This window comes from Pseudomonas synxantha BG33R, from assembly GCF_000263715.2.
Classification (GTDB): domain Bacteria; phylum Pseudomonadota; class Gammaproteobacteria; order Pseudomonadales; family Pseudomonadaceae; genus Aquipseudomonas; species Aquipseudomonas synxantha_A.
Genome location: NZ_CM001514.1, coordinates 3002023 through 3016022, shown reverse-complemented (window position 1 = coordinate 3016022; position 14000 = coordinate 3002023). Strand labels below are relative to the sequence as shown.

Sequence of the window (14000 nt, the reverse complement as noted above, 5' to 3'; positions counted from 1 at the left end):
CGCTTCATACATACAAATCGCTGGGCCATCTCTTGGAAGCTGGCCTTGGGATCAACGCCGGAGCCATTCTTTTCACCACACGCCAACATGGACGCAACAACATCCTGGTGACTGGCGCCGGGTTTCTCCCACAACTCGGCATCGGCTGATTACTGCTGCCTGCAACCGACACAAGGGCGAGCACATAGGGCTATTTTTTGGACGCCCCCGTATTTCTCCAGGAAAATTAGGTCCTTGCGTTCTCATAATTTGGCGGTGGCTTCCGTAGGCCAACCGTGTGGCGGGCCTATTCGATGTCTACCGGGCATCTAGATCGATAGGGGCGAAAGCGACAGGCAGTTGCACCTTCACAGCGTCCCGTTGTGCCAGGGGGAGCAACATGGCCATGCTCTGATCGAAAGCGTCCAGTATGCGCGGCATAGCGGTCAACGGTTGGTCCAAGGGCTCAAAAAAATTATCCCAATGGATCGGGATCACGATTTTAGCGCCCGTCTGGACAACCGTCTCTTGCCAATATTGAGCGACAAACTCCGGGGTTTGTTTACCTAAAGTTCCGATGCCGAGAAACACCACATCTGCCCTGACATCCTTGAACTTGCCTGGACTGTAATTACCACTGGCGATCACCAGAAGACGGCGGCTGCCATGAGTGATCAGGTATGAGAAGTTTTCGCCAACTTTGAAATCCCCCTCCGGGACAGGGGTGTGCAGCGGATGATCTATGAAGCCTGGTGAGGTGGGATGTGGTGAATGCGGGGTCTCGAAGGCTTTGATTTGAAATTGACCAAACAAAAAAGAATCTCCGTCTTTGATTACCTTGATACGCTCAGGAGGTAATCCGGCACCCAGAACGGCGTTGGCAGTCGATTTTGTACCCAATACGGTAGCGCCTGTTTTGAGAGCCACCAAGCCACTGTCCAGGACATGGTCGTAATGCGAGTGCGCGACGAATATCGCTGCAAGCTTGGAAATGCCAGCGCTGCGCAAACTCGCATCGATGCGCTGCTCATTAGGCTGTATAGGCGTCAGTAGCACCGAAAAAATACTGGGCCGTGAGAAAAAACCGTCCTCCATGATTGCTGTCTCCCCATCATCGAAGCTCAATGTGCCAGCCCCCAGAAAACGCACCGTCAAGTCCGGAGATCCTTGACCGCCTTGCGGTCTTAGCGAAGCAAAGGGTTGAACCGAGGGTGATGAAAATTTCCATGTCCCCCAGAGCGCCCCTGCCACCACTGCAATAACAAATGCACAGCCCAACATTTTTTTGCTACGACTCACGCTTCATCTCCCGATATTGAAATGGACAGGCATCGCTCGCCTGCATAGGCGGATCTAAATTTTTGTATCTAAGCCGCTAGGAAATAGTACGCCCGGCCTCAGCATCGTGGATGCAGCCAAAATATACATCACCAGTTCACACCAAAACCGGCTGTATATCTAGCACTGTCCAAGTTGCTATTATCGGACTTACCCGCGACTACCGCGTGTTCGTACTTCAAATTTAAGGAAGCCCATTCTGTGACGCTGTAGCGCAAACCTAGCTCAGAGTCATAAGCATAGTATGCTATATCACTGAGCGGCCTTCCCAGCTCACCCGATGTGAAAAATTCAAACTTTCTTCCGACTAGATATCGTTTGAAGTCCCAGCGGGCAGATGTGAAGTAAAACGTATTACTGCCACCGCCTGAGTACCCGAATCGCATACGATTTAGCAGTGCAACAACGGTAAGATTGCCTAATTGATCGTCCCAGAATTGGTAGCCGGGACCGGTGCCAATTTTTCGCCTAGTTTGTAGGTTTTCGATCTGGTCTTTTTTGTAACTCAAGCCGCCTTCCCAAAGCCATCTATCGGTGAGGAAACGAATCACAGAGTACTCGGCACTCCAGTTTGCCGTACTTGCAACCTCATCGTCGTCTTCGCGGACGTGAGCAATCGCGCTATGGCGCCAAGGGCCACTGACAAAACTTGTTTGTGCTGCCAGGTTAACATTATCCTTCTCTGTCTTAACCTTTTCAGCATGAAGCGCAAGGTCAATATTCCCCTTCCAGATTGCAGCCTTGAGGTTGGGTTGGGGTTTCATAATCTGATCGATATTATTAAGGTCGACGAAATTCAAACCAACGCCTACAGCAGGCTGCACATTACCTCGCGGACCGGCCCGAATCGATTCAACCGTTCCTTGCAACTGGCCCACTTGCCTTACCATGAGCGGCTGCTTGCTTTCCAAAGTTTGAATCTGGTCCTTACTGATCGTTATATCGCCTCCGTAACTCGTACTTAGAACAAGATTTGCGCCCTCCATCAAAATAATGTCTCCGCTGATATGGTCACCATTTTTCAGCATTACATTGTCCGCAGATGCGCATGGTGAAAGAACGCTCACGCAGACATAGCACGACAACATCACCGCCGCTAATCGCATGACGAACCTACCGCGCTTGGGATACCTACCATATATTACAATTACCGTGCTTTACGTTACGAAGAACCGCCCTCCGTTCGCTCTGCAGCATGAAGTCAGCATCGCAATTTCAATGCCGTCGTTAGCCGCGAGATCTTAGTGTCTAAATAAAGCTATTTAGCCAGGGGGATATTTATTAAAAGCGCTCACTCTTTGCATCTCAAAGGCAAGCTTATCGGCAACGCGAACAATGCCTGTGCGTTCTTTGATTGCTGCCAAATTGGTGCCGGCGATGCACGATGAATAGTCATCATCTTTAAGGTATTCCATGTGGAAGCTGTACAGCGATTGGTGAAAACCCGATCTACACGGGCGCCATTAAAGCGCCAAACTCACGCCGCGATAAAATGAACTTTTTCACGTGTACTTTCCCACCTCCTGCATGAACGCCAAATTTAACTGACAGTTGGCATTCGCACTAACGCTAAAGGAAACAAGCTATTTTATCCATGGCTTGTTTCGCTTCAGGTATCGGGAAGATTGGCCATACGTGAATCATTCCTCGCCCTATATGCAACTGAACCTCACCTCCGAGTGCCAACGTTTTCTCAGAGAAATTGATTGCATCGTGGTGAGCAATGTCGCGCGTGCCAGCGAAAATAAGGATCGGAGGTAGATTTTCTGGATCTCCGTTAATCGGGCTTACGTAGTCGTGGTCCGTGCCGAGACCTCCCGCATACATCATGCCGGCCGCTCTTAAACCTCTCGCGCAGAGCATTGGATCTGACTTCTCCGTTCTTGATATCAACTCGTTACTCAAAGTGACATCCATCCATGGGCAGATCAATACTAGTTTTGTAGGTTGAATACATCCGATGTCCGTCAACGCGTAGCAGAGGGCAACTGCAAGGCCGCCGCCAGCTGAATCGCCCATTACATTCATTGCGTGACATCGAGCGTTAAAGCAAGCAAGCTTATATATAGACAACATGCGAAAAATAACGATTTTACATTTAGTCTCTGGTGCAAGAGGATAAAGCGGCACTATGATAATATAGCCATATCTTTCGACTAACGTTTGAAGGAAGCGCCAGTGCAAAAATGTGATAGGCCAAACGTAAGCACCACCATGAAGATAGAAAATATGTTTTGAGTTTGCTTGGTCATTTTTAGGGGCTAGCCTGTAGACTTCGATACCATCAACTATCTGGAGTTCGATAGAGATTTTTTTGTGCATTTTAATAGTTGGTCTTGCAGGACCCTGCTCTCGTGATTTTCGAAAACTCTTGAGCACTTTGTCCAAGGAGCCATAAACTGATTTTCGCCTGATCAACAAAAGATAGGCTATCAGTGCGCGACTTCTAAAACTAGGCTTTTGAGGATTAGTTAGCGAGCCCACAGTATCACCCAGTATAAATATAAAAGTTAAATAATTAATCGTTCAGACCTGCGCTGATCAACGAGTCAGCATTGGCGAACGGTACATCGCGGAACACTGCCGCCCATTCTCCAATGCCTGCTATTACCGCTTTTCATCGCACTATAGTGAGTTGGTCATCAAGTGATTGGCCACCGCTCGATAGGCGGGCAAGGTAGTCGGATCGAAGTTCGAACTGCGAGCCAGGGGATGCGAGGCATAACGCACAATGACCATTTTCGCCTTGGGGTCGATATACATGCTTTGTCCGTGAAGCCCACGCGCCGAGTAGACGCCATGAGTGTCGTGGGACACCCACCACATGTCGCGATAACTCCAGTTTGGCAGTAGCTCATAGCCCGCCTTCGCGAAGTCTTGCTGGCTGGCGCCCCCGCGAATATCCGCGATCACGCTCTTGGGCACGATCTGCTGGCCATTAAACTTGCCGTCCAGGCGCATCATCTCGCTGAAACGGGCCAAGTCGCGCAACGAGGTGTTGAAACCGCCACCGGTAAACGCGGTACCCACTTCATCGACGATCAAGTAGGCGTCCTGCTCGGCGCCCAGCTTGCTCCAGATGCGCTCTTGTAGATTGACCGCGATGGGTTTCCCCGTTGCGCGCTGGATCACCCAAGACAAAACGTCAGTATTGACCGTCTTGTAAGCAAAGGCCTGACCGTGCTCGCCCTCTTTGCGCAGTTTCATCAGGTATTCGGTCACCGTGGTAGCGCCGGCGTACCCCTCCGGCCGCGGCGTCATATGGGCGGCTCGCAAGTACTCCCAGATTTCCGCTTTGGGGTCGGCGTAGTCTTCCGAGTAGCGAACACCGACTGTCATATCCATTACCTGGCGTACCGTGGCATCGCCAAATGCACTGTCCTTCAACTCCAGAACGTAGTGGCTGACCTTCGCCTGTGGGTCGATACTACCTTCCTCGACCAGCATCGCCCCCAAGGTACCGATAAAAGATTTGGTGACCGACATCGCAATGTGCTGGCCCTGATCAGTCAACGCGCCGAAGTAGCGTTCATAGACCACCTGCCCACGGTGCAGTACCAGGATCCCATCGGTGTAGTTGGCCTTCAATGACTGTTCCCAGGTCATAGTGCGGTCGCTGCCCAGTGGAGTGAAGACCAGGGCGTCGATGTCTTCGCGTTCGGCGCGAGGTAACGGGCTGGCTGCTCCCTTTCCACGCGCGACCTGCACGCTTGGCAACAGCTCGCGCAGATGCGAGAACGACCAGCGCGTCTGCGGGAACTGCAGGATGCTGCTGAACCCCACGACCTTTTCCGGCGCCGGCGGTGAACCTTGCATCCAGCCTATGACCTGTGGATCGCTGGCGTCGGCACTGAGGAACTGCGGCTGGACGTCAGCCTGAGCCTGGGAACATGACAGGGTCGCGCTGCCCAGCAAGGTTTGCAGAGCGTCTATTTTCACTTGCATGTTTGTCTCCTTCGCACGCTTGATTACTCGGATTGCGTCGCAATCGGGTGGCCGGCAGGCCTTTTCCATTCACGGCAACCAATTAGGCCTAAGGCCGCAAGATCACCACGGAGCTCTGTACTCAATTGCAGATCGTGAATGCCTTTGAAGATCTTCGAGAAGGTCTCACTCTTTTTTAAAGTTGAGCCGGCCGTCATCGTTTCAGGACATCGAAACGCAAACGGACAGGCTGCCAACCAAGCGCAAACTCTGGCGAAGTTTCTGGGAGTGAGGTACAACCGTCCAATGCAAATATGAAGAGTGATTGATGCATTGAGCGACTTAATTGACTTGAAGCGAATTCGTCACCTGGTCTTGCTTGGAGAGGAACTACACTTCTCCCGGGCCGCAGAGCGAGCCCATCTTTCGCAGACGGCGTTCAGCCGTAGCATCCAGTCGCTGGAAAAAGACCTGAGGGTACGCCTGTTTGATCGGGACACCCGTTCAGTGACGCTGACATTCGCCGGTCACCAGCTCATTGCTCGGGCACGCGAGATGCTGGCGTGCGCCGACAAGCTGGTCGCGGAGGCCAGCGACATCGCCGGGGGGCAGGGAGGTGAACTCAACTTCGGCGTCGGCATGATGACCGCCAACACCACCCTTCCCAACGTGCTGCTGGCCTTGCGCAAGAGTTCGCCCAAGCTGGTGGTGACCCCTGAGGTCAATTACTGGCATCACCTGGCCAACCAACTGGCACGGGAAGACATCGAGTTTGTCGTAGCGAGCGTGCGGGTCGAACAGGGGGTGGACCCACGCTTTGACGTTCGGAGTTTGCCGCCACAACCGGCCTCTATCTTCTGTCGCCATGAGCACCCACTGGCTCGACAGGTCGAGCCAGTGACGTATCAGCAGCTACTCGCCTACCCGTGGGCTGCCGTGACCACGGACGACGTGCACGCCCGGGCGCTGTTCGGAATGCCCTCGACGACACTGCTGCCGTGGACATTGGTGTGCAATGAGCTGAACTGCCTGCGTCAGGCCACGCTGACTAGCGACGCCCTACTGCTCACTTGGCAATCTTGGCTAGCGCCTGATCTGGGGAGTGGGGTGCTGATTGATCTAATCCAAAAAATCCAGCCCGCGATCCCCACACATCTGCGCTATATCCCGGAAACCATCGTGTTTCATGCCGGCCGCACGTTGTCACCCATCGCCAGAAAAACCATCGCACTGATCGTCGACGAGGCAGAAAGACGCCGACCTGTCGTAACTCAGCCAGCGGTCATCTCAGACTAACTTCAGACTACGGTCGAGTTCCATCTGAGCAAACGAAGCGCTGGCCTGCATGAGAACCGAACTTTCTCTCTTTCCCCTCCGTTGTATACAGGGCTGGGGGGAGTTGGAGGCTGCTTTCGACATGGATCAATCTGCTGGAGCAAAAGGCCAACCACACCCTCCCCTGGCATTGTTCTGCCCCCTCATTGCGATCAACAATGAGTAGGGTTGCGGAACACTTCTCAAATCACAGGCAATAAAAAACCCCGTAGACGTTAATCTACGGGGTTTCTAAGAGTGGAGGCCGAGGTCGGAATCGAACCGGCGTAGGCGGATTTGCAATCCGCTGCATAACCATTTTGCTACTCGGCCTCAAACGATCAATGTCCTTGTCGCTGACATTCACCGCATACAAACTTGAGTGGGCTATGTGAAGCTTGCCTATACTCTAACTCATTGAATACATTGAAGTTTTTAATGCTTCATTGCGTTCGATGGGCGCCATTATGTACTCATTTGCCTATGCCTGCAACCCCTTGATTTCAAAAAATATTCTGCTCTGGCATCAAGGGGTTGCGGGCCTGCCCTACTCCTTCACGGTGTGGAGTTGGTACTGCGGATCGGCCTTGATCTGAGCGTCGGTGAACGGCAACGGGCGCAGTTTTTTCTCGGAGAAGGCTTGAGTCTGGTCCTTTGAGTAAGGGGACGCCGGGTTGCTGGATTCGGAGAACGCCAGCACGCCGACTGCGTTGGGGCCGTTGTTATCAAAGGTGACGATTTGCAGGTAGCTGGTGCCGCTGACGACCTCGCGTTTGCCGTCGGCGCGGGGCACGGTTTGCATGGCGTTGTAGATACCCAGCTCTTGCGGCCCGCCGTGGATGGGGGTTTGGCCGCTGACCTGGATCTCACCCCAACGGCTCAGGCCGAGTTGGTTGACGTCTGCGCTGGAGGCCAGCATGGCTTCACGCAGGGCGGTGGCCACCGGCGCGCGATCAATGGCGAGGCCGCGGGGCGTGGTCAGGGGGTGGGCCGGGTCGAAGGCGACACGCCAGGCGTCGGGAGTTTGCTGCAGGTGCTGCATCAGGTTGATGAAGTGCACCAGGCCGATGCCGCTGTCGAGGTTGGCGCGCCGGTCCCAGGCTTTCAGGCTGGTGCACAGTGGCTGGAGCGCGGCGGCGTCGGTGCCGAGTTGGTTGGCGCAAAAATCGAGCAGGTCCGGCATGACTTGGCCCGCCAGGTACACCTCGTTGTCCATGACCATATTTTGCAGGTCGCTGACGCTGATCGGCTGTTTGTCCAGGGATTGCAGGCGTTGCAGGGCGAAACGTGCGCGTGGACTCAGGCCGATGTTGTCCTGGCTGATCACCGGCGAGAACCCGCTCAGCGGCGCCTTGGGGTTGGCCATCCAGGCGGAGTCGTTGGAGTGCTGTACATAGTCGGTGCGTTGCAGCTGCGGCAACTGCGCCGCCGGGAAGATCCCTGCTTGCGCAGCCTTGGGGTCAATGTCCCAGGCGCATGCACTGCGGCTGCCGTCGAGCATGATCATTTGCAGGCCGGCCCGTGGGTCGCTGCATTGCGCCAGTTTGGCAGCGCTGACGTTGGGTACGACCGACAGGTTCATGTACAGGCTCTGGCCCTGATCATCGGCAGCCAGGGTGTTGACCCATGGGATGCCCTGAAAGGTGTGCACCGCAGTTTGCAGCTCAGTGATGCTGCCCGCACGATTCATGGCGTGCCACTGTTGCAGCACGCGGTCGTTGCCCAGGTTCGCGTCGCGCAGGCTGAAGGCGTACTTGTTGTCCCAGTCCAGCTTGCCGGGCCATTGCACCACGGGGCCGAACTGCGAACTGTAGACGGTGTGGGCAACGTCTTTGAGGCTGCCATCGGCCTGTTTGACCTGCACGGTCAGCGTGGTTTTATCCAGAGCAACGGACTTGCCGTCAAGCATATAGCGCGTGGAATCCTTGGGGTCCAGGGTCAGCCGGTACAGGGTGAAGTGCTTGGAGGTGTCCACGGTATGCGTCCACGCCACATGCTGGTTGAAGCCGATATTCACCACGGGTAACCCTGGCAGTGCGGCACCCATTACATCCAGCTGGCCGGGGATGGTCAGGTGCATTTCGTAGAAACGCATGCCACCCACCCATGGGAAATGCGGGTTGGCCAGCAACATCCCACGGCCATTGAAAGAACGATCACGCCCCACCGCGACGGCATTACTGCCCCGGTCGAGGCTGAAGCGTTGCTGATGCGCGGCGGCCTGTGCAAATGCCTGCGCGCCGGGTTGCACACCGGCGATGGCTTGGGGTGGCGTGGCGCCCACCAAGGCTTCGGCGAACTGACCGATGCCACCTTCTACCAGCAACCGGCGCGTCAGTTTGACCAGATCCTCTTTAACCAACGGTCGTACCCACGCCGCCTGGCATTGTGCAGGTGCGCCCTGCTCCTTCAAATAGCGGTTATAGCCGGCCACGTAGCCTTCGATACGCTGGCGGATCTGCGGGGTCTGCGCACGCCAGAATGCCTGCACCGCGCCGGGTGTATTGAGCCAGGTAAAAAACACATCGCTGGCGAGATTGTTGCGTTCCTCCAGGGTGGCCTGCTCGGGGCCGAAATAGCGCGCGCGCTCGCCGTTCACCGTGACCACTTCATTGGCCAGCAGGCACAGGTTGTCCTGGGCATACGCGTAACCGATGCCAAAGCCCAGGCCACGCTCGTCATTGGCGCGGATATGTGGCACGCCGTAAGTGGTACGGCGGATATCGGCCGACGCCTGAGCCACATGCTCGCGCGCCGAAGCTGCAAAGCTCAGCCCCAGCAACACCCCTGCCACGCAGACTCTGGACAACCCGTTGGAAATAATCACGCAGACCCCGCAGTCAAATTGAACACCCTCGGTAGATACAACTACCCCACCGTAAGGACGCATTTAACCGGGAATAATTTAGCCACGAATGGGGCTTATCCAGGCCGGCGACAGTGTGACAAACCTGATACCGACAAATTTTCTACATTCGGCACTTCATGATTTTGCTCTCTCGTTCGTCTTATTGAATAAGAGCACCATCATTTTCCTGATCAGGCTCTGATAAGGAGTTTTTGCATGTACAACCCGCAAGTGCCCACGGATGGACATTCACCGACTGCCGAGGCCAACTACGGCAACGGTTCACAAGACTTTGGCAAGGCACCCGAACAGCAAGGCAACCAGCGCATTCGCCATTTGCTCAAGTGCTTCGGTCTGCGCACCAGCCTGATTCGGCTGAAGGTCATCGACGCCCTCCTCACCGCCGCCGACAATCAGCGCACCCTGGGGGTGCGGGGCGTGCACAGCCACTTGCTGGAGCTGGGCATCCCATTGTCGTTTCTCAGTGTGCGCGAGGTGCTCAAGCGTCTGTGCAGCGAGGGCGTGATCACCCTCAATGCCGATAAAAGCTACAGCCTCCATGAAGAGGCTGCCAAAGTGCTCGAAGGTCGCGCCTGAGTCACGCCGCGCTGATCAGAAGTGCGGCTTGACCTTGCGACGCATGATGCCGTTGATCACCACTACCACCACGGCAATCGCAATGGCCAGGTACTGGAAGGTCTTTTCGCTGATCACGCCAATGTTCTGCAGGTAGGACAGGCCGAACATCGAGGCCAGCACGGCCAGGGCGATCAGAATCGAGTATTTCAAGCGTTGCTTTTGGGTCATGACGAAGTTCCTGAACCTTAAAGAATGTATCCGCTGTGTTTCGCCGCACATACCCGAAAATCGGGACGAACCGGGTCGGCTGCGTCTCATGTTACAGGCGATCAAAAATTTTGGCTTGTTCGGCGCTCACACGGGCCGTCGGTTTTAATCGTTGAGAGGGCAATCCCCTCGCGTCTTGCTGACTTGATTTCTCACACACCACAGGTAGCCATGTGGGAACCGTAATGCCCAGAGCGCACACGAATCAGTGCGCTCAAGCTACAGGTATGTAGCCTTTTGGAGCGTTGACGTTTCCATGCCTGAAAGGTGAGTGACTGTGAACATTCAACATGCTGCCCCACTTCGTAGTTTGCAATTTTCGCCGCTATCTACCGACCTCCCCCAAACACCGCCAGATGTTGACGCTCAGGTGGGCGATACCACCGCCACCGCTGAGCCAGCGCTGCCGGATGGACGCCAGACACTGAGAAAAAAATCAAGCGACCGCCAGGAGCTGCATAACCTTGCCAAGGCCCTCGATACGGCGCTGGAGAAACTGCCCGAAGACGCAACGCCAGAAGCCGTGGCCGCGTATTTCCTGTCCACCCATCTCACGCTTGCGTCCGCCGATGCGTCCCCACGCACCGCCAGCCTCGAATCGCTCATCAAAGCAGCAAGCCCTTACTATCCCAAGACCCGAGTAGAGCTGCAGGAGCTTGCCCAGACCCTCTACGAGCACGTCCAGAAGCACCCATTGGGCAACTTGAGTGGTGCTCTGGCCTGGACGCTGCCATTGAGCATTGAACATCAGCGCACGGCCTACAATGTCATCGCGTCGAATAGCGCGAATCTGCCAGGCTTGCCACTGCCCAAGCCTGGCGTCGGCGCCCTGGACTACCTTGCCAACGCCGTCACCCTGTCTCCACAACTGATGCAAGACCCTGCTGCCGCGCTGGAGAAACTGCTCGACTCACCGCAAGCCGCAGCGCTAGGCGCCGCGGTTCAAGCCAGTGTGGGCGGGATTGCCACAAGCAGCAGCGCCAATGACTATGTGCTGGCGACCATCCATTTGAGCCTCGACCCTGAAGCGCTGGATCAAAAATCCAATCGAAACATAGTGGCCGGCTTTGATTTGGGCGTCGAAATCCACAGAGACTCATCGCCCGCCTCCGTGGTTGAGGCCCTTGCCAATCACCTGAGCAGCACTGGCCGTACCTCCCCTGCTACCGCCGCGCTGGCAGCCCGGTTGCTGCTGATGCGGGTCGCCCCCCAGTTTTTGATCAAAGACATTCCAGCGTCAGTACGTTGCCACAGCCAGGCGTGGGCGAACTTATGTATCGCGGTGGCCGGTATCGAAGCTCACACGCCCGGCAGGACGATCAACATGAACTTCGCCGAAGTGATGTGCGCAGACCCGTCGCAATACCCAGCCAGTGAAGCGGCAAAGAAAAATGCACTGATTGACTGGTGTGTGGCCAACGACGTGATTTACCGCCTCGACGACGCACACTACACCGCGGAGGATTTCGAGTACGCCCGCACAGCTTTCAATGCTCAACATGAAGCGTTGAAAGAGGCGTCCGCTTTGCTCGACAAACCCTTGCCGAATCGAGAAAGAATGGCACAAGAACGAATCCAGCAGCACTTGGGTGATGACTTCCCTCTGGATGACAAACTCTTTTGTCTGAATTATCACAAGATGGGGCTCAAGGGCCAACGCCTCGGCCCTCTCTACTCGCTACGCGAGCTCACCATGCAAGGGCTGAAAATCAACACAAACGACTGGGTGATCCGCAATAACACCAAGGGCATCAACCTGGGTGCCGTCGCTCTTTTCACCCACAGCCCACACTTCAACGTCCCCCAGGAATTTGATAAACAATTCGCCGAAGTAACGACCCATTGTAAAAAAATCCACCATTACACGTGGATGAATGCCATTACCCAGTTGCCTGTCGCAGATCGAGAGATTTTAAACAACGCAAAGCTTGGTTTTTATCAAGAGAACACCTACCGCAGCTCGCCTATTCCGTTTTGGCCAAACAAACTGTTCCACACCAGCCCAAGAGTTTTGATGCAAGCAGAGCTCAAGGGCGAGAAACACGTCTACGAATTCGACCCGGTCACCGCGACTATCAAAAAAGCTTCTTCGGGACGCATCGCAGCGGATGAATACATAGCCAATGAAGTCACCAGGATCGAAGCGCTCCCACTCAGCAAGAACCTGAATAGTCTGGGTATCGAAAAGACCCGAGAAAGCCCCCCTGTCAACACATTCAAAAACCCACGCATCCACGACATCGCCCAGATGATAGTCAACGCGCAGGGCATCGACAGTGACGCCGTCAGGCGGCAAGCAGAAGGTAGGACGTCTACGGAGAGGAACCGTGACACCCTCAATACCATCGGCGAATTTATCCTCGATCTGATTCCGCTGAGAACGGCCATCGTCAATTGGCGTAACGGCAACTATAAAGATGCGGCTGTCGATCTGGCATTTGACGTCTTCGGTTTTCTCACTGCCGGCGTGGGCACCGCGTCAAAACTGCTGAAGGGCGCGCATAAAACCAGCAACGCCATCAGCAAACTGGCGCGCGCCACCCGAATAATCGGCGCCGACGTCTTGAGCGCTTTCAATCCGCTGGGTGGTTTAGGCGATGCGGCGGTGGGCGCCGGCAAGCTGGCTCTGGCAGGTGCCGGCGCAGCCGGTGACGGCATACAGCGTCTGCGAGGCATGGCCAGGGGCAGCGACCTGATCGAGGCAGGCGCGGCCTTCGATGATGTCGCTATCGGCCTGTTCAAGCGTGGTGACAAAAACCTGGAAGCCTCTGCCGTTCTACATGAGGGCAAATGGTACGCCGTGGATGCGGACACTCGGGAGCCTTACGGCCCGCCTCTTGAGGCGTTCGTTCCGACGCATACTTACATGCCTGTGGCATACGCCCCAAGTCATTCGCAAGCGCATCGATTCGACCCGATAGGTCGACCTACACGTCCCAGGATCAGCAGCAAAGTCACAAGAAAGGAGCTGCCCAAAGGCAGCTACGTAGAAAGCATGAAAGGGAAACTGGAGCCAGGGCACTTCCTGCGCGGTGACGGCAAAGATGAAACGCTGAAAAAATTCATCGAGGAAATGTACGAGACCTATGACGCCATCAAAGACGGCGCCCTGCCACCACGCATAGTGGCGCCGCAAATCTCCAAGACCGCGCCCGCAGCCGAAGTGATCACAGAGGCACTGAAAGTGTCCAATGGCATCGTGTTCGGAGAGTCCCATAAAGAGATGGCCAGCTTTAAGTTGCTCTTCGACAATGTTGAAAAATTTAAACAGGAAGGGGTGAAGAAGATCTATTTCGAAGGCGTCATCGACTTACCGCCCAAGGGTATTGTGGATGATGGCATCGGCAACCTTGCCAATCCTAACCTCCCTCGTACCCAACCGACCTTTGACGAGCTCAAAGCCAAGTTCGAGTTGCATGGCATCGAAGTGTTGCCGCTTGATCACTATTATTTAACCCGGCATAAAGACGCAAAACTAGGCCGCACCGAGACAGGGTTCGGCTCCAGGCAACGCCTCGAAGAGTTCAATTACTATGCGTCAGAAGTGATCCAGGCCAACTCTGGAACGGAAAAGTGGCTTGCCTTGGTCGGTCAATCACACATGAATACCACTGAGGGTGTTCCGGGCTTGGCCGAGATGACAGGCAGCATCAGTATCGGGGTCTTCGACAAACCTTCGCCCAACGTACGAAACCCTCTCTCCCCCACAGACTTGCCAGGTGACCTGGTTATTCAGGTTTAACCCTGCCCT

The 14000-nt window shown here is 55.1% G+C and carries 9 protein-coding genes, 1 tRNA gene and 1 pseudogene; 3 read left to right on the top strand and 8 right to left on the bottom strand.

Annotation, left to right across the window (positions count from 1 at the left end):
* Window positions 1–297 precede the first annotated feature (297 nt).
* The 5 genes and pseudogenes from PSEBG33_RS14045 to PSEBG33_RS30140 form a co-directional block, all read right to left on the bottom strand.
* Window positions 298–1278 (bottom strand): MBL fold metallo-hydrolase, encoded by a 981-nt coding sequence (locus PSEBG33_RS14045; RefSeq protein WP_005788069.1) that lies wholly within the window; start codon window positions 1276–1278, stop codon window positions 298–300.
* Window positions 1279–1406: 128 nt separating this feature from the next.
* Window positions 1407–2345 carry a DUF481 domain-containing protein gene (locus PSEBG33_RS14050; RefSeq protein WP_232289424.1) on the bottom strand — a complete coding sequence of 313 codons (939 nt, stop codon included), beginning with the start codon at window positions 2343–2345 and terminating at the stop codon, window positions 1407–1409.
* A gap of 541 nt (window positions 2346–2886) precedes the next feature.
* Window positions 2887–3639 (bottom strand): alpha/beta hydrolase, encoded by a 753-nt coding sequence (locus tag PSEBG33_RS14055; protein ID WP_005788065.1) that lies wholly within the window; start codon window positions 3637–3639, stop codon window positions 2887–2889.
* Between the two features lie 303 nt (window positions 3640–3942).
* On the bottom strand, window positions 3943–5262 hold the full coding sequence (locus PSEBG33_RS14060) for a serine hydrolase domain-containing protein (RefSeq protein ID WP_005788063.1): 1320 nt from the start codon (window positions 5260–5262) through the stop codon (window positions 3943–3945).
* A gap of 122 nt (window positions 5263–5384) precedes the next feature.
* Window positions 5385–5463 (bottom strand): annotated as a pseudogene (locus PSEBG33_RS30140) (hypothetical protein); the annotation flags it as partial.
* Between the two features lie 111 nt (window positions 5464–5574).
* Between PSEBG33_RS30140 and PSEBG33_RS14065 the strand changes: the two are divergent.
* Window positions 5575–6537, top strand: a complete 963-nt coding sequence (locus PSEBG33_RS14065; RefSeq protein ID WP_005788061.1) for a LysR family transcriptional regulator — start codon at window positions 5575–5577, stop codon at window positions 6535–6537.
* Window positions 6538–6814: 277 nt separating this feature from the next.
* Here PSEBG33_RS14065 and PSEBG33_RS14070 read toward each other — a convergent pair.
* A tRNA-Cys gene (locus PSEBG33_RS14070) sits at window positions 6815–6888 on the bottom strand.
* 214 nt (window positions 6889–7102) lie between these two features.
* Complete coding sequence (locus PSEBG33_RS14075) at window positions 7103–9382, bottom strand: acylase (protein ID WP_005788059.1); 2280 nt, start codon at window positions 9380–9382, stop codon at window positions 7103–7105.
* Window positions 9383–9619: 237 nt separating this feature from the next.
* On the opposite strand from PSEBG33_RS14075, the gene PSEBG33_RS14080 reads away from it, so the two are divergent.
* Entirely contained in the window at window positions 9620–10000 is a 381-nt protein-coding gene (locus tag PSEBG33_RS14080) for a hypothetical protein (RefSeq protein ID WP_005788058.1), read from the top strand.
* A 15-nt stretch (window positions 10001–10015) separates the two neighbouring features.
* On the opposite strand, the gene PSEBG33_RS14085 is transcribed toward PSEBG33_RS14080, so the two are convergent.
* Window positions 10016–10210: a hypothetical protein gene (locus PSEBG33_RS14085; protein WP_005788056.1), complete on the bottom strand. Its 195-nt coding sequence runs from the start codon at window positions 10208–10210 to the stop codon at window positions 10016–10018.
* Between the two features lie 316 nt (window positions 10211–10526).
* Here PSEBG33_RS14085 and PSEBG33_RS14090 point away from each other — a divergent pair, with 316 nt between their 5' ends.
* Window positions 10527–13991: a membrane-targeted effector domain-containing toxin gene (locus PSEBG33_RS14090; RefSeq protein WP_157264159.1), complete on the top strand. Its 3465-nt coding sequence runs from the start codon at window positions 10527–10529 to the stop codon at window positions 13989–13991.
* The last annotated feature ends 9 nt before the right edge of the window (window positions 13992–14000 follow it).

Excerpts from the sequence above, each read along its gene's own strand:
- PSEBG33_RS14050 (WP_232289424.1), bottom strand. The coding sequence starts at position 2,345 with ATGCTGAAAAATGGTGACCATATCAGCGGAGACATTATTTTGATGGAG.
- PSEBG33_RS14085 (WP_005788056.1), bottom strand. The coding sequence starts at position 10,210 with ATGACCCAAAAGCAACGCTTGAAATACTCGATTCTGATCGCCCTGGCC.
- PSEBG33_RS14080 (WP_005788058.1), top strand. The coding sequence starts at position 9,620 with ATGTACAACCCGCAAGTGCCCACGGATGGACATTCACCGACTGCCGAG.
- PSEBG33_RS14055 (WP_005788065.1), bottom strand. The coding sequence starts at position 3,639 with ATGCACAAAAAAATCTCTATCGAACTCCAGATAGTTGATGGTATCGAA.
- PSEBG33_RS14060 (WP_005788063.1), bottom strand. The coding sequence starts at position 5,262 with ATGCAAGTGAAAATAGACGCTCTGCAAACCTTGCTGGGCAGCGCGACC.